The 18,484-nt window shown below is 71.4% G+C and carries 14 protein-coding genes; 9 read left to right on the forward strand and 5 right to left on the reverse strand.

Going from position 1 to position 18,484, the window contains the following annotated elements; all coding sequences use genetic code 11:
* The 5 genes from ribF to dapB all read left to right on the forward strand — a co-directional run.
* Positions 1–865: bifunctional riboflavin kinase/FMN adenylyltransferase (ribF, locus tag HMPREF0058_RS05540; RefSeq protein WP_006548742.1), on the forward strand; the 865-nt coding region annotated here is incomplete at its 5' end.
* Positions 866–1,016: 151 nt separating this feature from the next.
* On the forward strand, positions 1,017–1,286 hold the full coding sequence (rpsO, locus tag HMPREF0058_RS05545) for a 30S ribosomal protein S15 (protein WP_006548743.1): 270 nt from the start codon (positions 1,017–1,019) through the stop codon (positions 1,284–1,286).
* 271 nt (positions 1,287–1,557) lie between these two features.
* The gene (locus tag HMPREF0058_RS05550) at positions 1,558–3,927 is read left to right on the forward strand and encodes a polyribonucleotide nucleotidyltransferase (RefSeq protein WP_006548744.1); all 2,370 of its coding nucleotides are present in this window, start codon (positions 1,558–1,560) and stop codon (positions 3,925–3,927) included.
* Positions 3,928–4,031: 104 nt separating this feature from the next.
* Complete coding sequence (locus tag HMPREF0058_RS05555; RefSeq protein WP_006548745.1) at positions 4,032–5,396, forward strand: M16 family metallopeptidase; 1,365 nt, start codon at positions 4,032–4,034, stop codon at positions 5,394–5,396.
* Between the two features lie 26 nt (positions 5,397–5,422).
* Positions 5,423–6,175 (forward strand): 4-hydroxy-tetrahydrodipicolinate reductase, encoded by a 753-nt coding sequence (dapB, locus tag HMPREF0058_RS05560; RefSeq protein ID WP_006548746.1) that lies wholly within the window; start codon positions 5,423–5,425, stop codon positions 6,173–6,175.
* Between the two features lie 3 nt (positions 6,176–6,178).
* On the opposite strand, the gene HMPREF0058_RS05565 is transcribed toward dapB, so the two are convergent.
* Entirely contained in the window at positions 6,179–6,847 is a 669-nt protein-coding gene (locus tag HMPREF0058_RS05565; RefSeq protein WP_006548747.1) for a GNAT family N-acetyltransferase, read from the reverse strand.
* Positions 6,848–6,930: 83 nt separating this feature from the next.
* Here HMPREF0058_RS05565 and dapA point away from each other — a divergent pair, with 83 nt between their 5' ends.
* The gene (gene dapA / locus HMPREF0058_RS05570; protein ID WP_040319546.1) at positions 6,931–7,827 is read left to right on the forward strand and encodes a 4-hydroxy-tetrahydrodipicolinate synthase; all 897 of its coding nucleotides are present in this window, start codon (positions 6,931–6,933) and stop codon (positions 7,825–7,827) included.
* 13 nt (positions 7,828–7,840) lie between these two features.
* Here the strand turns inward: dapA and HMPREF0058_RS05575 are convergent, their stop codons facing one another.
* From HMPREF0058_RS05575 to HMPREF0058_RS05585, 3 genes are all read right to left on the reverse strand, one after another.
* A complete protein-coding gene (locus HMPREF0058_RS05575; RefSeq protein ID WP_006548749.1) occupies positions 7,841–9,637 on the reverse strand; it encodes an AMP-binding protein in 1,797 nt (598 codons plus the stop codon).
* Positions 9,634–11,487: an AMP-binding protein gene (locus HMPREF0058_RS05580; RefSeq protein ID WP_006548750.1), complete on the reverse strand. Its 1,854-nt coding sequence runs from the start codon at positions 11,485–11,487 to the stop codon at positions 9,634–9,636. The genes HMPREF0058_RS05575 and HMPREF0058_RS05580 overlap by 4 nt, the downstream gene beginning before the upstream one ends.
* A 119-nt stretch (positions 11,488–11,606) precedes the next feature.
* Positions 11,607–14,057, reverse strand: coding sequence for a HelD family protein (locus HMPREF0058_RS05585; RefSeq protein WP_006548751.1), 2,451 nt, complete (start codon positions 14,055–14,057; stop codon positions 11,607–11,609).
* A gap of 180 nt (positions 14,058–14,237) precedes the next feature.
* Here HMPREF0058_RS05585 and HMPREF0058_RS05590 point away from each other — a divergent pair, with 180 nt between their 5' ends.
* Together HMPREF0058_RS05590 and HMPREF0058_RS05595 are read left to right on the forward strand one after the other, a co-directional pair.
* Positions 14,238–15,194 carry a PAC2 family protein gene (locus HMPREF0058_RS05590; RefSeq protein WP_006548752.1) on the forward strand — a complete coding sequence of 319 codons (957 nt, stop codon included), beginning with the start codon at positions 14,238–14,240 and terminating at the stop codon, positions 15,192–15,194.
* 39 nt (positions 15,195–15,233) lie between these two features.
* Complete coding sequence (locus tag HMPREF0058_RS05595) at positions 15,234–16,487, forward strand: MFS transporter (RefSeq protein ID WP_006548753.1); 1,254 nt, start codon at positions 15,234–15,236, stop codon at positions 16,485–16,487.
* A gap of 25 nt (positions 16,488–16,512) precedes the next feature.
* Here HMPREF0058_RS05595 and HMPREF0058_RS05600 read toward each other — a convergent pair whose 3' ends face one another.
* A complete protein-coding gene (locus HMPREF0058_RS05600) occupies positions 16,513–17,334 on the reverse strand; it encodes a spermidine synthase (protein WP_006548754.1) in 822 nt (273 codons plus the stop codon).
* 22 nt (positions 17,335–17,356) lie between these two features.
* Between HMPREF0058_RS05600 and dinB the strand changes: the two genes are divergently transcribed.
* Positions 17,357–18,484, forward strand: a 1,128-nt coding sequence (gene dinB, locus HMPREF0058_RS05605) for a DNA polymerase IV (protein WP_006548755.1), incomplete at its 3' end; no start/stop codon positions are given.

The following is an 18,484-nucleotide window of genomic DNA, read 5'->3' on the forward strand; positions in this document are numbered from 1 at the left end:
GCTGGCGGTGGCCGTCACCTTTGATCCTCACCCCATCCTCGTCCACCGCCCGCACACCCACCTGCCGATGGTCACCTCACTGGCTGACCGCCTGGAGCTGCTGGCCACCACGGGGCTGGACGCCGTGCTCGTGATCCACTACACCCTTGACTTCGCCCAGCAGAGCCCGTACGGCTTCGTGCGCCGGTGGTTGGAGGAGCTGCTCGGGGCCCGCGCCGTGGTCGTGGGGGACGACGTGCGCTTCGGGCGGGGCAACAGCGGCGACGCGGCGACCCTGGAGCAGATCGGCCGGGCCGACGGCCTGGAGGTCGAGATCGTCCATGACGTCCTGGCGCCCAGTGGCAGACGTTGGTCCTCGACCTGGGTGCGTGAGCTCATCGAGGCCGGGGATGTGGCGGGCGCTGCCCAGGTGCTGGGGCGGCCCCACCGGCTGCGGGGCACCGTGGTCCACGGGCTGCGGCGCGGCCGCGAGCTGGGCTTTCCCACCGCCAACCTCCAGGCCGCCACGGCCGGGGTCGTCCCGCCCGACGGCGTCTACGCTGGCTGGCTCGTGCGCTCACCGGGCGCCGGGGATGGCTCGGGTGGTGGCCAGGAGCGTCTGCCTGCCGCGATCTCGATCGGCACCAACCCGACCTTTGATGACGTGCCCGAGCGGACGGTGGAGGCGCACGTGCTGGGGCGCTCTGACCTCAACCTCTATGGGGAGGTCGTGGCCATCGAGCTGGTTGAGCACCTGCGGCCGATGCTGGCCTTTGACGGCCTGGAGCCCCTGCTGGCCCAGATGCGTGCCGACGTCGTCGACACTGCCCGGGTGCTCGGCGTGCCGGTGCCTGCTCCGGTGCGGCCGCAGGACGTCACAGCCTGAGGTCCTGGCGGCTGTGCCGCTTCCCACAGGCCAGGCGGGACGGCCAGGGGGCTGGCGCTGGTATCTTTGTCGGGCCGTCGATCGGCCGCGGACGTGTCATGCCCGGGAGAACCAGCCCCGGCGCTCCGCGCAACGAGAAAGAGGAGCAACCGTGTCGGTTTCCCCCGAGCGCAAGCAGCAGATCATCGCCGAGTACGCCACCCACGAGGGTGACACGGGCTCCCCGGAGGTTCAGATCGCTGTCCTGTCCGAGCGCATCTCCAACCTCACCGAGCACTTCAAGACCCACACCCACGACCACCACTCGCGTCGTGGCCTCTACCTGCTCATCGGTAAGCGCCGTCGTCTCCTGGACTACCTCATGAAGGAGGACATCGAGCGCTACCGCTCCCTCATCGCCAAGCTGGGCATCCGCCGCTGAGCGCCTGCACCGCAGCGAACGTAGGCCCCGTCACCTCACAGTGACGGGGCCTACGTCGTGCTCCAGCGCGGCAGACCTCTGCTCACGATAGGATCACAGTGCCTGCACCAGTGTCCGCTGGAACGGACCGAGCACGCAGGCGTGGGCGGAAGCCGTCGGTTTTCGGTGGTGGCCTCCGGACGGACGCACGGCGATCAGCCGGCTCCCTTCCGTGGGCCTCGATCGAAGGCCACGAGCCCGCCCCTGATCGAGAGAAAGAGACTCATCACAGATGTTCATCGATGACCCCGAGGTCACCGCTGCCGAGGCCGTGATCGACAACGGCTCCTTCGGCAAGCGCGTCGTCCGCTTCGAGACCGGACGCCTGGCCAAGCAGGCCGCCGGAAGCGCCATGGCCTACCTTGACGGCGAGACCGCCGTCCTGTCCGCCACGACGGTGGGCAAGCACCCCAAGGACCAGTTCGACTTCTTCCCGCTGACGGTGGACGTCGAGGAGCGCCAGTACGCTGCCGGCCGCATCCCCGGCTCCTTCTTCCGTCGCGAGGGCCGCGCCGGCACCTCCGCCATCCTCGCCTGCCGACTCATCGACCGCCCGCTGCGTCCCTCCTTCGTCAAGGGCCTGCGCAACGAGGTCCAGGTCGTCGAGACGGTCCTGGCCATCCACCCAGACGACGCCTACGACGTCCTGGCGATCAACGCCGCCTCGATGTCGACCCAGATCGCGGGCCTGCCCTTCGCCGGCCCCGTGGCCGGCACCCGCCTGGCCCTCATCGACGGCCAGTGGGTCGCCTTCCCCCGCTACTCCGAGCTCGAGCGCGCCACCTTCAACATGGTGGTGGCCGGTCGCGTCCTGGAGGACGGAGACGTCGCCATCATGATGGTGGAGGCCGGCGCCACGGAGAATGCCTGGGACCTCATCCGCGCCGGCGCCACCGCCCCGACCGAGCCCGTCGTCGCCTCGGCCCTGGAGGCTGCCAAGCCGCACATCAAGGCGCTGTGCGAGGCCCAGATGAAGGTCGCCAAGCACGCCTCCAAGCCCACCGCCGAGTTCCCGCTCTACCTCGACTACTCCGACGAGCAGTACGAGGCCGTTGAGAAGGCTGCTACCGCCCACGACCTGGCCGGCGCCATTGCCACCGAGGGCAAGCAGGCTCGCGACCTGGCCACCGACGCCGTGCGCGACGCCGTCCTGGCGGACCTGGCCGAGCAGTTCGGCACCGAGGAGGACGTCAAGGCCCTCAAGGCGGCCTTCAAGTCCGTGACCAAGAAGCTCGTGCGCCACCGCACCCTGACCGAGGGCATCCGCATGGACGGCCGCGGGCTGAAGGACATCCGCACCCTGGGCGCCGAGGTCGAGGTCCTGCCCCGCGTGCACGGCTCGGCCATCTTCGAGCGTGGCGAGACCCAGATCATGGGCGTGACCACCCTCAACATGCTGCGCATGGAGCAGCAGATCGACGACCTGTCGCCGATCACGCACAAGCGCTACATGCACCAGTACATCTTCCCGCCCTTCTCCACTGGCGAGACCGGGCGCGTGGGCGCTCCCAAGCGCCGCGAGATCGGACACGGTGCGCTGGCTGAGCGCGCCCTGGTGCCCGTCATCCCCAGCCGCGACGAGTTCCCCTACGCCATCCGTCAGGTCTCTGAGGCGCTGGGCTCCAACGGCTCGACCTCCATGGGCTCGGTGTGTGCCTCCACCCTCTCCCTGCTCAACGCCGGTGTGCCGCTGCGCGCCCCCGTGGCCGGTATCGCCATGGGCCTCATGCACGAGGAGATCGACGGCGAGACCAAGTGGGCCACGCTCACCGACATCCTCGGCTCCGAGGACGCCTTCGGCGACATGGACTTCAAGGTTGCCGGTACGCGTGAGTTCATCACGGCCCTGCAGCTGGACACCAAGCTCGACGGTCTGCCCTCCGACGTGCTCGCCGGCGCGCTCGGCCAGGCCCGCGACGCCCGCTTCTTCATCCTTGACGTCATGGAGCAGGCTATCGACGGCCCCGACGAGATGGCCCCGACCGCTCCGCGCGTGCTCACCGTCCACATCCCGGTGGACAAGATCGGTGAGGTCATCGGTCCCAAGGGCAAGATGATCAACCAGATCCAGGAGGACACCGGCGCGGACCTCACGGTCGAGGACGACGGCACCGTCTACATCGGTGCCTCTGACGGCCCCTCGGCCGAGGCCGCTCGCGACGCGGTCAACGCCATCGCCAACCCGCAGATGCCGGAGATCGGTGAGCGCTTCGTCGGCACGGTGGTCAAGACCACGACCTTCGGCGCCTTCGTCTCCCTGACCCCCGGCAAGGACGGCCTGCTGCACATCTCCCAGATCCGTCGCCTGGTCGGCGGCAAGCGCGTGGAGAACGTCGAGGACGTCCTGAACGTGGGTGACAAGGTCCAGGTCGAGCTCGCTGAGATCGACCAGCGTGGCAAGCTCTCGCTGCACGCGGTCCTCACCGACGAGCAGCTGGCCGCCGAGGAGGAGGCCAAGGCCTCCCGCGGCGGCGAGGAGGAGGGCGAGCGCCGTGAGCGTCGCCCCCGCCGCTCCGAGCGCGGTGAGGAGGGCGAGCGTCGTGAGCGTCGTCCCCGCCGTCGTCGCAACCGCGCCGCTGAGGAGTCCTCACCGCAGGAGTAAGGCGCGAGCCCATCAGGGCTGAGACGTCACCGGTCTGGGGCCGGGTGAGGGATTGCACCTCACCCGGCCCCAGTCGTAGGCGCGGGCCCCGTTAGGCTCGTGCGGTGACGAACTCCTTTGACACCGCCGGTGACGCAACGAACTACGCCGAGGTCGCCCTGGAACGTGGCCGGGCCGGTGCGCCCGGCACCGAGCTGCACCTCCTTGACGACGGTGCGGTGCTGCGCCGCTCGATCCTGCCAGGTGGGGTACGCGTCATCACCGAGGCCGTGCCGGGGCTGCGCTCAGCGAGCATCGGGATGTGGTTCGGCGTGGGCAGCCGGGACGAGGCCAGTGGCCAGGAGGGGGCTACCCACTTCCTGGAGCACCTATTGTTCAAGGGAACGGCGAGCCGTGATGCCCGCGCGATCGCCGAGTCCTTCGACATGATCGGTGGGGAGTCCAATGCCGCCACCTCCAAGGAGCACACCTCCTACTACGCCCGCGTCCAGGGCAAGGACGCTGGGCAGGCTCTGGACGTGCTCACGGACATGGTCACCTCCTCCCTGCTGGACCCGGCCGAGGTGGAGACCGAGCGTGGCGTCATCGTCTCCGAGCTGGCTGACGCCGCCGACGACCCGCAGGACGTGGCCCAGGAGGCCTTCGCCCGGGCGGCCTTCGGCGAGGGCACGCCGCTGGGCCGCCCCATCGGCGGCACCTACGAGACCGTGACCGCGGTGCCGCGCGACGCCGTGTGGGAGCACTACCAGCGTACCTACGGCTCGGACACGCTCGTCGTGGCGGCGGCCGGGGCCGTGAGCCATGAGGAGGTGTGCGAGCGGGTAGCGGCCGACCTCGCGGCAGCCGGCTGGGACTGCTCGGCTGCCAGCCAGCCCAGGCCCCGGCGCTTCGAGACCGAGCCCTGGACCGCCCTGGACGTCCACGACGTCACGGTGCGCAGGCAGAGCGAGCAGTCCCACGTCTACCTCACCTGCCAGGGCATCGCTACGCGCGATGAGCGCCGCTGGCCGATGAGCGTGCTCACCACGATCCTCGGCGGCGGCATGTCCTCGCGCCTGTTCCAGGAGGTGCGTGAGAAGCGGGGCCTGGCCTACACCACCTACGCCTTCGACACCTCCTACGCCGGTGCCGGGGCCTTTGGCCTGTACGCCGGCTGCGCCCCACAGGACGTGGACGAGGTCTGCACCGTCATGGTGGGGGAGTTCGAGAAGCTGGCGGCCGACGGCGTGACCGAGCGGGAGCTGGAGCGTGCCCGCGGGCAGATCCGCGGCTCCATGGTGCTGGGCGGGGAGGACAGCCTGGCCCGCATGGGGCGGCTCGGACGCGGCGAGGTCGTCACCGGCCGGCTGCGCTCGATGGAGGAGAACCTGCGCCGGCTGGAGCGCGTCACCGGCCAGGACGTCCAGGACCTGGCGGCCTGGCTGCTGGCTCAGCGCCGTGCCCGGGTGCTGGTCGGTCCGGCAGCCTGAGCACAGGGCCCCGCTAGGCTGGGGCCATGAGCATCACTGTTGCCGTCGTCGGCGCCTCGGGGCGCATGGGATCAGCCGTCTGCCAGGCGGTTGAGGATGCCAGCGACCTGGAGCTGGTTGCGCGCCTGGACGCCGGTGACGAGATCGTCCCGGCCACTCTGGGCGGGGCCGAGGTCGCCGTCGACTTCACCGTCCCGAGTGCCACTGAGGCCAATGTCCACGCGCTCATTGACGCCGGCCTCGACGTCGTTGTGGGCACCACCGGCTGGGACGAGGAGGCCTACGCGCGGGTGCGTGAGCACCTGGCACGTCCCGAGGCCGCTGGCTGCGCCGTGCTCATCGCCCCGAACTTCGCCCTCTCAGCCGTCCTGGCCATGAGCCTGGCGGCCAAGGCTGCCCCGTACTTCGCCTCTGCCGAGGTGATCGAGCTCCACCACCCGGCCAAGGTGGACGCCCCCTCGGGTACGGCCGTCGCCACTGCCCGAGGGATCGCGGCCTCCCGCGCGGCCGCCGGCTGCCCGCCGATGCCTGACGCCACGGCATCCGACCCCTGGGGAGCGCGAGGCGCCGTCATCGACGGCGTCCACGTCCACGCGGTGCGTCTGCAGGGGCTGACGGCGCACGAGGAGGTCGTGCTGGGTAACCCCGGTGAGCAGCTGACCATCCGCACCGACTCCTTCGATCGGGCCAGCTTCATGCCCGGCGTGCTGCTTGCCGTGCGTCAGGTCGGCCAGCGTGAAGGCCTGACGATCGGCCTGGACGCGCTGCTGGACCTGTAGAACCTACAGGGCAGCCGCCCAGCAGTCCTCAACCACGCCCTGGCCCACCGGAAGCTCCCGCCAGGAGCCGGTGCGCTCCATGCCGGCCGCGGTGAGCAGCCCCTCCAGGGACTCATCCCCGCGCACGGCCCACACCACCATCACCTGCGCGCCGTCGGCACGGGCCAGGTCGCTGGCTGCGGCCAGCAGCCGGGAGCCGTGCCCGCAGCGCTGGGCAGCCGGGTCCACACCCAGCGCCGTCACCTCGGCACCAGGTTCAGGGTCGCCCTGGGCTGGCGCGCCCTGCTCATCCACGGCCTGGCCCTGGGTCGGGGGCGGAGGGGCCACCAGGCCCACCACCGCCTCGGCGTCGGTGGCCACCAGCACGTGGTGGCCTGGTGCCGAGGGCTCGACGACGGCCTGCTCCCACCCGGCGGTGAGCACGGCCGGGGCGATCATGGCTTCCACGCCGACCGGCAGGACGGCGCCAGCATGAGCCACCGTGTGCGCCTGGCGGAGGGAGGCGAGCATGGCGGCCGCGTGCACCCGGCCAATGGCCTCCAGGTCTGTGACGACCGCCGGCCGGACGAAGCCGGCGGCGGGCTGGCCCTCCTCAGGGCGGCGGCCGGGCAGGTCAGCGGTGGGGTCCGTCTCGAAGACCGAGGGCAGGTCATGGCTGTGGTGGGAGCTCATGGCCCTGAGCGTATCGGCCCTGAGGGTGGTCTCAGCATGGGGCGCGCCATGACCGCAGGCGACCAGGCGGCTAGGCTCAGTCTATGAGCACCCCACTTTCCCGCCCCTTCGGATCCGTCGGCGTCGCGATGGTGACCCCCTTCCACCATGACGGATCGATCGACGTCGAGGCCGCCCAGGCCCTGGCCGTCAGTCTCGTCGAGGACGGGGCGAACATGATCCTGCTGGCGGGAACCACGGGTGAGGCGCCCACTACCCACCTGCCGGAGAAGCAGACCTTGCTGCGCGAGGTCGGCGACGCCGTGGCCGGGCGCGCGATGCTCGTGGCCGGTGCTGGCTCGAACGACACCGCCCACGCCGTGCGCATCGGGGTCGGCTCCCAGGATGCCGGTGCCCAGGGGCTGCTCATCAACGCCCCCTACTACAACCGGCCGAGCCAGGAGGGCGTCTATCAGCACATCATGGCCGTCGTCGAGGCCACCGACCTGCCGGTCATGGTCTATGACATTCCCGGCCGTACCGGCGTGCGCATTGAGGATGACACGCTCGCCCGGTTGGCCGAGCACGAGCGGGTGCTCGCCGTCAAGGACGCCACGGGCGACGTCGAGCAGGGCTTCAGGCGGATGGCAGCGACTGGGCTGGCCTACTACTCAGGCGACGACGGGCTCAACTTCGCCTGGCTGGCGCACGGGGCCAGCGGTGTGGTCTCCGTGGTGGCCCATGCTGACGCGCACTCCTGGCGCGAGATGGTGGCCGAGGTCGATGCCGGGGACCTGCCCGGGGCCCGGGCGGTGGCCCAGCGGATGCGGCCGCTGACGGCCGCCATCATGGGAGGCGGGCAGGGCGCCGTCATGGCCAAGGAGGCCCTGGAGCTGCAGGGCCGGATCCCGACGGCGACCGTGCGCCTGCCGCTCGTGCGTGCCGAGGCCAGCCAGGTGGAGGCGCTGCGCCAGGTGCTGGTGGCCCAGGGACTGCTCTAAGCCTGGTGCTGCTCTAGGCCTGGTGCTGGCGGCGCTCCAGCAGCTCGCGGACCTCGCGGCGCAGGACCTTGCCGATCATCGAGCGAGGCATCTCATCAATGATCTCTAGACGGCGGGGCAGGGCGTAGTGAGGCAGCAGCCTCTCACCGTGGGAGCGCAGCACCTCCAGGCTCAGCGCCCTGCCCTCGGCAGTGGGCTCGCCTGAGTCGTCGGTGTCCAGGACGACGGCGGCCACGACGGTCTCACTGGCCGAGCCGTTGTCCGCGCCGATGACGGCGATGTCCGCCACGCCCGGGACCTGTCGCAGCACCGCCTCGACCTGGGAGGGGTAGACGTTGAAGCCGCCGGACAGGATGAGCTCACGGCGACGGTCGGCCATCCACAGGAAGGACTCCTCCCGGCGCACCATGTCCCCGGTGCGCAGCCACCCGCCGGGCAGCATGGCGGCGGCGGTGGCCTCCGGGTCCTGCCAGTAGCCGGCGAAGACCTGGGGACCGCGGACGAGCAGCTCGCCGGGCTCGCCGTCGGGGACCTCTGTCTCGGGGTCGATGACCGGGGCGTCGGGGTCCACCACGCGCACGTCGGTGGAGGCAAACGGCAGGCCGAGCGCTCCCAGCCGCCGGGTCGGGCCCATCGGGGTACCGGCGATGATCGGGCTGGTCTCCGTCATGCCGTAGCCCTCGACGAAGTACCCGCCGGTCAGCTCCTCCCACTGCGCGCCGACCTGGGGCGGCATGGGGGCGGCTCCGCACACGCCGTAGCGCAGGCTGGCCAGGTTCGTGCCTGCCTTCTGGGCCGCGCGCAGGATCCGCTCGAACATCACCGGTACGCCCACGAAGAAGGTCAGGGGACGGCGCTTGTGCGCGGCCAGGACCGCCTCGACGTCGAACTTGGGCATCATGACCTGGGTGGCGGCCTTCTGGACCGCGCAGAAGAGATTGAAAGTCAGCCCGAAGGCATGGAAGAAGGGCAACAGCGCCAGGAAGTTCTCCCCGCCCTCATGCAGCATCGGCACCCAGGCGATGGCCTGGTTGGCGTTGGCGCGCAGGTTCGTGTGCGTGAGCATGGCCGCCTTGGGCGTGCCCGTGGTCCCACCGGTGTGCAGCAGCACGGCGACGTCGCTGCCGGCGGGGTGAGGCCAGGAGGCGGCAAGTCGAGGCGCACGGGCGACCTCGGTGTCCCACGAGCGCACTCCGGCTGGCAGGCGTTCGGCCTTCATCGAGGCGCGGGTGGCGCGGGCCTTGGCCACCGGCAGTCTCAGTGCGGCACGTAGGTGGGCTGGCAGCGCACGCGCCAGGTCGACGGCGAAGACGGTCCGCCCGGCCAGCGGGTCGACCGAGGGATCGTGCTCGGCAGCGGGGTCCGTGACGAGGTCGACGGCCTTCTCCCAGGCCACGACGACACGGGCGCCATGGTGGTCGAGCTGGGCGCGGAGCTGATCGGCCGGGGCCAGCGGGTTGTGCTCGGCCACGATTGCCCCCAGTCGTAGGGCGCCGTAGACCGCGACGACGTGCTGGGGGCAGTTGGGCATGATGAGGGCCACCCGGTCGCCAGCGCGTACCCCCGCGTCAGCCAGGAGCTGGGCGGCGCGCTCGGAGGCGGCCAGCAGCTCGCGGTAGGTGGTGGTCCAGCCCAGGAAGTCGATGGCGACGCGATCGGGGTAGAAGCGCGCGGCGGTCTCCAGCAGCTCGCTGAGGTGGGAGTCGGGGACCTCGATGGTGGCGGGGATACCGGGCTGGTACCCAGGCCGGTGGAAGCGCTCGGCGTCCCAGGACGCGCCGGTTCCCGCCGGCTGGGACGAGGCGCTCACTTGTCCTCCTCAGGGTCCTGGCTGGCCTGGGAGGACTGGCTGGCCTGGGCCTCGCCCAGGCGCTCGACCAGGGAGGCGGCCGCGCTGACGGAGGCTGAGGCGACGGCGTCGGCGGCGCCGCTGGCTGCCTCGCGAGCGGCCAGCAGCTCCTCGCGCACGACCCGGCGCAGCACCTTGCCGATCTGGGAGCGGGGCATCTCGCTCAGGATCGTGATCTGGCGAGGCAGGGCGTAGTGGGACAGGGTCTGCTCGGCCCAAGAGCGCACCTGCTCCAGGGTGACCGTCTGGCCCTCCTTGGGCAGGATCGCGGCCACGACGCGCTCGTTACCAGCGTCCCCCTCACCTCCGGGCAGGCCGACGACGGCGACCTCCTCGACCTGGGGCATTGAGCGGACCGCCGCCTCGACCTCGGTGGGGTAGATGTTGAAACCGCCGGAGATGATGAGCTCCTTGCGTCGGTCGGCGATGACGTAGAAGCCATCGGCCTCCTGGCGCACGAGGTCACCGGTGCGCAGCCACCCTCCGGGCAGCAGCACGGCATCGGTCTCCTCGGGGTTCTCCCAGTAGCCGGCGAAGACCTGGGGACCGCGCACGAGCAGCTCACCAACCTGCCCGGGCTCGACGTCGACCTCGGTGTCCTCCGGGTCAACCAGGCGCACGTCCGTGGAGGGGTAGGGCACGCCCAGCGCCCCGGCACGACGCTCAGGGGAGATGGGGTTGCCCAGGATGATGGGGGAGGCCTCAGTCATGCCGTAGCCCTCGATGATGACCCCACCGGTGGCCTCCTCCCAGGCCTGGGCCACGGCCTTGGGATTGGCGGCTGCTCCACACACGGCGATCTTGCAGCTCGATAGGTCGGCGCCGGTGGCGTTGGCGCGTGCCACGATGCGGTCGAACATCACCGGCACGCCCGGGAAGAAGGTGGCGGGGCGGCGCTTCCAGGCGGTGAGCACCATGTCAGCGCTGAACTTGGGCAGGATGACCTGGGTGGCTGCCAGGCCCACGGCGCACAGCAGGGACAGGCTGAGCCCGAAGGCGTGGAAGAAGGGCAGGACCGCGTAGAAGGTCTCCTGGCCTGCCTCGCAGGTCTGGGAGGCCCAGGCCAGGCTCATCTCGGCGTTGGAGCGCAGGTTGGTGTGGGTCAGGCGCACGGCCTTGGGGCTGCCAGTGGTGCCCCCGGTGTAGAGCAGGACGGCGGTCTGGCCGACCTCGGGCAGGGGGTGCCCGGCAGGCAGCGGGGTGGAGGCGGCCACGGCGTCGTCCCACGAGCGCACTCCCGCAGGGACCTTGCCGCGCAGCTCGGAGCGCTGGGCGCGAGCAGCGGCCACCGGCAGCCGTAGGGCCATGCGGCTGGTCCATGGCAGGCCGCGGGACAGGTCCACGGCGTAGACCTGACGGTCAGCCAGTCCGGCGGCGCGCAGCGAGCCTGAGGCCTGGACCAGGCGGGCCAGTGTCTTCTCCCAGGCGATGATGACCTTGCCGTGGTGGATCTCGATCTGCTCGCGGATCTGGGCGGCTGGGGCCAGAGGGTTGTGCTCGGCCACGATCGCGCCGATCCGCCAGGCGGCGTAGGCGAGCACCACGTGCTGGGGGCAGTTGGGCAGGATGAGGCCGACGACGTCGCCACGACCGATCCCGGCGCGCCGCAGGGTCTCGGCCGCCTGGGCGACCTGGCGGGAGAGCTGGGAGTAGGTCGTGGTGGCGCCCAGGAAGTCGATGGCGATGTGGTCGGGGAAGCGACGGGTGGCGTCGTCGAGCATGCGTGAGAGCGGCTCGGTGACCGGCGCGATCGTGGCCGGCACGCCGGGGGCGTAGTGGGGCCGAAGGTAGCTGCGCGAGGTGTCGCTCATCCGAGGTGTCCTTCCCTGGGGCGCGGGGCAGGCGGGCTGACCCGCTGCCTACGCAACCGTAACCTACGGTTGCGTAACCTTGTGGGGAGGCAAGGAAGGAGGCGGGTGTGGCCTCACCCTCATCCTAGGGCAAGGCCCTGCGGCAGCTCCTGGCGAGAGACCACCCGCAGGCGGCGCGTGGGGCGGGTCATCGCCACGTACAGGTCACCGGCGCTCTGCCTGCCGATCATGGCAGGGTCCACGAGCACGACGACGTCGAACTCCAGACCCTTGGACAGCACCGGTCCCATGACCGCGAGCCTGGCTTGCAGCACGTCCCCGCCCGGAGCAGTCATCGCCTCAGCCAGCGCGGCGTCCTGGCCGAGCCAGGCCGCCACGGCCGGCGCGTCAGGGGCGATGACGGCAACGCGCCCACCCTGGGGGCCGACGGCCTCGTCGAGGGCGGCCAGCTCCTGGCTCACCACCGCGCGCAGGTGGCCGGCCCAGCCAGCCTCGTCATGCGCCAGGGCGCTCGCGGACAGGTCCTCCGCCTCCAGGCAGCCGGGCAGGTCCCGCACCGAGCGCACGGGATACACCGGTGGGTGCCCCAGCGCCGTCGTCACCGCGTCAGCCGTGTCCATGATCGTGGCCGGGGTGCGGTAACACACGGTGAGCACCTCCTCGCGCAGGGGCGTGGAGGCCACCGGTCGACTCGTGCGCCCACCGCGCCGCGGCTGGCTGGGTGAGGTCCCCAGGGCCTGGAGCACCTCAGCCCAGGAGGAGGGGGCGTGGGGGCCGGAGTACTGGGCGAGGTCCCCCACCACGGTGAAGGAGCGCACCGGGCAGCGCCTGGCCAGCGCCCGCCAGGCCATGTCACCCAGCTCCTGGGCCTCGTCGACCACGACGTGGCCGTAGGTCCATCCTCGGTCCGCCCTGGCCTTCTCCGCCAGCGTCAGGGACGGCCCGGCGTCCTCCATCCGGTCGGCCAGCATCTCGGCGCTGACCATGCCGTCTCCCAGTCCCTGGGACTCGATGGCGCGCGCGGCGTAGTCCACGAGCTCGGCGCGTCGGCGGGCCTCCAGCCTCGCCTGGCGGGCCTGGGCATCCTCGCTGGGACCCAGCAGCTCAGCGAGCTCGTCGATCAGCGGCACGTCAGCCGGGGTGAGCGGCGAGCCGGGGGTGCGTGCCAGGCTCTCGCGCTCGGCGGCGCTGAGCTCGGGCGCGACCTGCTCTAGCAGGGGCGGGCGGGCCCACAGCCGCTCCAGCAGGCCGGTGGGCGTCGTCGGCATCCAGCACAGGTTGATCTCGCGGCGGGCGTCGCGTGTCGTGCGGATGTCCTCACGGATCCAGGCGCGGGTCTCGGGGTCGGAGGCGTCCTGGCGGGTGGCAGTGGCGTACTGGTCAGTCAGCCGTTCCAGCAGCCACAGCACGAAGGTCTCGCGGGCCAGGTTGTGGGGCTTGCCCGAGCGGCGGGCCCGGCTCATAGCCTCGCGCACGTCGGCGGGCTCCAGGAGCAGGCGCGTGCCCTGGACGATGATCTCGCGGGGCTGGTCGGGCAGGCGCTGCAGGCTGCGTACCGCGCGGCGCAGGATCTCGGCCCACACGGTCCGGCCCTTGAGCTCATGGAGGGCGGGCGACTCCGTGCCGCGGGCGCGCACGCCCGGCACGAGGTCAGCGATGGTGGTGGCCACCACCCCGGTCTCGCCCAGTGAGGGCAGCACCTGCTCGACGTAGCGCAGGAAGGTGCGCGAGGGGCCCACCAGGAGCACCCCTGAGCGCTCCAGGCGCTCACGCTCGGAGTAGAACAGGTAGGCCACCCGGTGCAGGGCCACCGCGGTCTTGCCGGTGCCCGGTCCGCCCTGGACCACGAGCACACCGCGGCCCTGGGCCGTGACGATGCGGTCCTGCTCGGCCTGGATGGTGGCGACGATGTCACCCATGCGTCCGTCGCGTGCCGCGCTCATGGCCGCGATGAGCGCGCCCTCGCCCTGCAGCCCCTCGGCTGCGACGCGGGGCTGGGAGCCTGACGGGTAGGTGCCAGCCTGGTCCAGCGAGGAGACGTCGATGACCTCGTCCTCCAGTCCGATGACGCGCCGAGCGCGGGTGTCGATATGACGACGTCGTACCAGGCCCATGGGCCGGGAGGCGGTGGCCTGGTAGAAGGCGCGGGCCAGAGGCGCCCGCCAGTCCAGGACGACCTCGCGGTGGCGAGCGTCCTGCAGGCCGGTGCGCCCGACGTAGTGGCGCTGGCCACCGTGGGTGACCGGGCCGGCGCTCGCCCCGTCCACTGCTCCGTGTGCCAGGTCCATGCGGCCGAAGACGAGGCGGTCCTCGACTCCCTCCAGGGAGGCGATGAGGCCGGAGTAGTGCACCGCGTAGGCGTCTCGCTCGCCACGGGACTGGTGGGTGCCGGACACCCCCTGGGCCTCGGTGGCGGCCAGCGAGCGGCGCGCCGCCTCCAGCTGGCGGTCCAGCTCGCCGTAGGCCAGGTCGACGACGTGCTGCTCGGCGTGGATCTCGCGGTCACGGACCGAGGAGGTGGCCTGGGCCTCGGGCTGCTCGGAGGTCGGGGGCTGGGATGACGGTGGCATCTGGCTCGCTGTCTGGTTGTGCGGGGCAGGTCATGAGCCCGCCGTGGGTACCGCTGAGGGTGCACAGGCAGGCCGGTCCATTATTCTCCTGGCAGGGCCGCGCGGAAGAAGCCGACGGCGAACAGGACGTGGGAACATGGTCACCACGGCCGGTGTTGCAGTGCTCAGCACGAAAGGAGGATGCCCATGCCGCTCTACAGTTTTGAACGCCCTGCCCAGGCTCCGGTGGCGCCTCGTGTCCTTCTGTACCACCTGGACGGGGCGATGGACGCTGGTCACGCCGGTGAGTTGGCCGTTGAGCAGCTGCTCATGACCCTGCCCTGGCAGCGTCTGGCCACCTTTGACGCCGACGCGCTCATGGACTACCGGGCACGCCGGCCCATGATGACCTTCAGCTCGCACACCTACACCTCGGTGCAGATGCCTGAGCTGGTTCTCGACCTGCTCCAGGATGACGAGGGTGAGGACCTCCTGCTGCTCCACGGAAGCGAGCCGGACTACCGGTGGGAGGAGTTCATCGGGGCGGTCACCCACCTGGCGCTGACCATGGGGGTGAGCCAGGCGGTGTCCATGACTGGCATGCCGCTGGCCGTGCCCCACACCCGTCCGGTCTACGTCCACCACCACGGCAACCGGCCCGAGGAGCTGCCCGAGCAGCCGGACTTCTTTGGCCACGCGGAGTTCCCCGGCTCGGTGAGCGGCCTGCTGGAGCTGCACCTGGGGGAGGCAGGGCTGAGCTCGCGGGGCCTGACGGCGGGCATCCCGCACTACGTGGCGCGGGAGGACTACCCGGCTGGCGCCGCGGCGCTGCTGGCGGCTGTGGCTGAGACCACAGGACTAGCCCTGCCGCTGGGGGACCTGGAGGCAGCTGCCGCGGTCAACCGCGCCGACATCGACGCTGAGGCTGCGGGCCAGAGCGAGGTGGCGGCCGTCGTGGCCGCCCTGGAGGCGCAGTATGACGCCGTGGCTCCGGTCAAGGCCGACGTCGAGGAAGTCTCCCGGATGCTCGACGTCCCCACAGCCGATGAGATCGGCGCCCGGCTGGAGGCCTTCCTGGAGGCTAACGGCACCGACCCGGGCCTGCAGTACCCGGGAGCCACCGGCCTGGAGCCCCATCATCCCGAAGGCCGTGACTGACGCGCCGTGAGTGAGCTCGCCCCAGGACCGCAGCCGGCCGTGCCTCCGCTCGGAGGGGCACGGGCCTGGCTCGTCCTGACGCCAGCGGCCTTCATCTACGTGCTGGCCGTGGCTGCCCGGACCTCCTTCGCTGTGGCCGTGCCGCAGGCCAGCGAGCGCTTTCCCGGCGGCGCGAGCCTGCTGGCGAGCTTCGTCGTCCTCCAGCTGGCTGTCTACGCCCTGGCGCAGGTTCCTGTGGGTCTGTTACTGGACCGCTTCGGCTCGCGTCGGGTCCTCGTGGTCGGCGGCCTGGTAGTCGCCACCGGTCAGCTGCTCATGGCCACCGCCACCTCGGTGCCGGGGGCGGTGGTGGCCCGGGTGCTGGTCGGCGCCGGGGATGCGACTGCCTTCATTGGCACCCTGCGGCTACTGCCTGCCTGGTTCCCGCTGGGCAGCGTGCCGCTGATGAGCCAGCTGGTCTCCGCTTTCGGCCAGCTCGGACAGGTCGTCTCCGCGATCCCCTTCCTCGCTCTCCTCCACGCCCGCGGGTGGACCACGACCTTCGCCACGATGTCTGGGATCGCGATGGCCATGGCGATGACCGGCCTGGCCCTCATCCGTGACACTCCCCCCGGCGTGGGTAGTGCCCAGGTGGGGCGGCGCGAGAGCGTGTGGATCACGATGGGCCAGGTGCTGCGCCACCCGGGTACCTGGCTCGGCTTCTTCTGCCACTGGATCGGCATGTTCCCCGCGGCGGTGCTCACCCTCATGTGGGGCGTGTCCTGGATGACCCAGGGCTTGGGAGTCTCGGTCTCCACCGCCTCGGCAGCGCTGACGGCGAACACGGTGGCCGGGATCGTGGGTGGGATGAGTGCCGGCCTGCTCTCCTCTCGCTTGCCCGGCTACCGCTCCACGATCGTCATCGTCTCGGCGCTCGCCTCGCTGGCCGCCTGGGCCCTCGGCCTGCTGCTGCCGCACCCCGTCATCGCGGCCTTCCTGGCCGCCGTGGTGCTGGGGATGACCGCCCCCTACTCCGGCATCGGATTCGACGTCGCCCGCTCGCTCAACGTCCCCAGCCGGTGGGGCACCTGTACGGGACTGGTCAACACCGGTGGATTCACCGCCACGATTGTGGCCGTCCAGCTGGTGGGCGTCATGCTGGACCACTGCGGAGGTGACCGCTCGGCCCATGACTTCCGGCTGGCCGTGGCCTCAACCGCGGTGGTGTGGCTGACGGGGATGGTCGGACTGCTCCTCTCGCGTCACGCCACCCGCCGCCACGTGCGCTCGGGGCGCTGGCAGGCCAGCTTCTGACGGCGCCTGCCCCCTGGCCCGGTCATCATGGCCGGGGCAGGGCTGGGTCCTCCTGCTGCCAGGTGCGCACCGGTAGGGGCAGACGCCGCACCGCCCGCTCGATCTGCTCGCGCTCCTGTGCGCTCCACGGACGCTGGCAGGCCACGGCCACGAGGTTGCCGCGGCGCTTGCCGCGTGCGTGGGCGGGGTCAGCGACCACCAGCACCCCCTGGCATACCTGACGCAGGGCTGCCAGGTCCTGCCCCGCCTCGCTGCGGGGCGCAGAGGGCATATTGACCAGGTACACCCCGTCTGGGGCCAGGGCCTGGACGCAGGCGGCGTGGAAGTCCGCGCTGCGGCACGAGGCTGGTACCTGCCCCTGGGCAAAGATGTCACGGACGACGACGTCCCACTCGCCCGGCCTGAGTGTGGGAGCCGCCTGGGCGGCGTCGGCCACCCTGATCCGCAGCCGGGGGGAGCGAGGCAGGTCGAACCACTGGCGCACGTACTGGGCCAGCACGGCATCGATCTCAACGGCCAGCTGTGTGGAGCCGGGACGGCGGGCCTCCCAGGCCCGCGCTAGGGCGCACCCCGCCCCACCCAGGTGAGCGGCCCGCAGCGGGGCCGGTTCGGGCGTGAGTACCTGGAGTACGGCGTTCATCTGCTGCTGGTACTCAAAGTCCAGGTGCCCCGGGTCCCGCAGGTCGATCCAGGAGGACTCGGTCTCGTCCAGGAGCAGCAGCACCCCGCTGTCGCGTCGCTCCAGCCGCGCCGTGGCGTAGCTCGTGGGGACCGGGCCGGCGGGCAGGTTCGCCAGCGCCGGAGCCTGGGGGCCTTGGGAGGTGCGCGAGGGGCGTCGTGGTGTCACAGACGCACGTTAGCCTGGAGGTATGAGTCGAGCACCACGGAACGAGGCCGCACACCGCTCCTGGGGCGAGGACGACTCTGCCACCCCGATCCTGCACGTGGACATGGATGCCTTCTACGCCTCGGTCGAGCTGCTGGACCACCCCGAGCTCGTGGGTCGGCCGGTGATCGTGGGAGGCACGGACGGGCGTGGTGTGGTCTCGGCGGCCTCCTACGAGGCCCGCGCCTATGGCGTGAGCTCGGCGATGTCCATGAGCCAGGCGCTGCGCCGCTGCCCGCAGGCCGTCGTGCTGCCGGTGCGTCACAGCCACTACTCCCGGGTCTCGCGTCAGGTCATGGCCATCCTCGAGCAGGTCACGCCAGTGCTGGAGAAGGTCAGCGTGGACGAGGCCTTCCTCGACGTCTCCGGCGCCCAGCGCCGTATGGGCCCACCGGTGCGCATTGCCCAGTGGATCCGCTCCACCATCCGCCAGAGCCTGGGGCTGCCTGCCTCCGTGGGGATCGCCTCGACCGAGTTCGTCGCCAAGCTCGCCTCCTCCCATGCCAAGCCAGACGGTCTGCTCCTCGTACCGGCCTCGGCCACCCAGGACTTCCTCAACGTGCTGCCCGTGGGAGCGATGTGGGGGGTGGGGGACAAAAGCGCCCAGGCTCTGGCCAGGTGGGGGATCACGGACGTACGGGCCCTGGCTGCCACGCCGGTGACCCAGCTGGAGAAGATCCTTGGGGCTGCCGCCGGCCGGCACCTGTGGGAGCTGGCCCATGGCATCGACCCGCGGCCGGTGACCGTGGGGCGTGAGGAGAAGTCCGTGGGCACCGAGTCCACCTTTTTCGACACCCTGACCAGCCGGGAGGACGCCCGTCGGGTCCTGCTGGACCAGGCCCACCAGTGCGCCGCGCGGCTGCGTCAGGGAGGGATGCGCTCGCGCGTGGTGGTCCTCAAGGCTCGCGGTGCCGACTTCACCACGCTCACGCGCTCGCGGACCCTGAGCGCGCCGACGGACCTGGCACGAGACATCTTCGCCGTCGTCCAGGCCCTGCTGTCCGCCCTGCCGGTGCCCGCCGGTGGCTACCGGCTGCTGGGAGTGCGGTGCGAAGGGCTCACGCGCAGCGACGACGGCGTCCAGCTGGCCCTGGACGAGGACCCTCGTCGT

The sequence above is a fragment of the Actinomyces urogenitalis DSM 15434 genome (genome assembly GCF_000159035.1).
Taxonomy (GTDB): Bacteria; Actinomycetota; Actinomycetes; order Actinomycetales; family Actinomycetaceae; genus Actinomyces; species Actinomyces urogenitalis.

What these genes read in the sequence shown, in the direction of transcription:
- HMPREF0058_RS05580 (WP_006548750.1), bottom strand. Translation starts at nt 11,487, where the DNA reads ATGAGCGACACCTCGCGCAGCTACCTTCGGCCCCACTACGCCCCCGGC.
- dapA (WP_040319546.1), top strand. Translation starts at nt 6,931, where the DNA reads ATGAGCACCCCACTTTCCCGCCCCTTCGGATCCGTCGGCGTCGCGATG.
- HMPREF0058_RS05585 (WP_006548751.1), bottom strand. Translation starts at nt 14,057, where the DNA reads ATGCCACCGTCATCCCAGCCCCCGACCTCCGAGCAGCCCGAGGCCCAG.
- dapB (WP_006548746.1), top strand. Translation starts at nt 5,423, where the DNA reads ATGAGCATCACTGTTGCCGTCGTCGGCGCCTCGGGGCGCATGGGATCA.
- HMPREF0058_RS05590 (WP_006548752.1), top strand. Translation starts at nt 14,238, where the DNA reads ATGCCCATGCCGCTCTACAGTTTTGAACGCCCTGCCCAGGCTCCGGTG.
- HMPREF0058_RS05550 (WP_006548744.1), top strand. Translation starts at nt 1,558, where the DNA reads ATGTTCATCGATGACCCCGAGGTCACCGCTGCCGAGGCCGTGATCGAC.
- HMPREF0058_RS05565 (WP_006548747.1), bottom strand. Translation starts at nt 6,847, where the DNA reads ATGAGCTCCCACCACAGCCATGACCTGCCCTCGGTCTTCGAGACGGAC.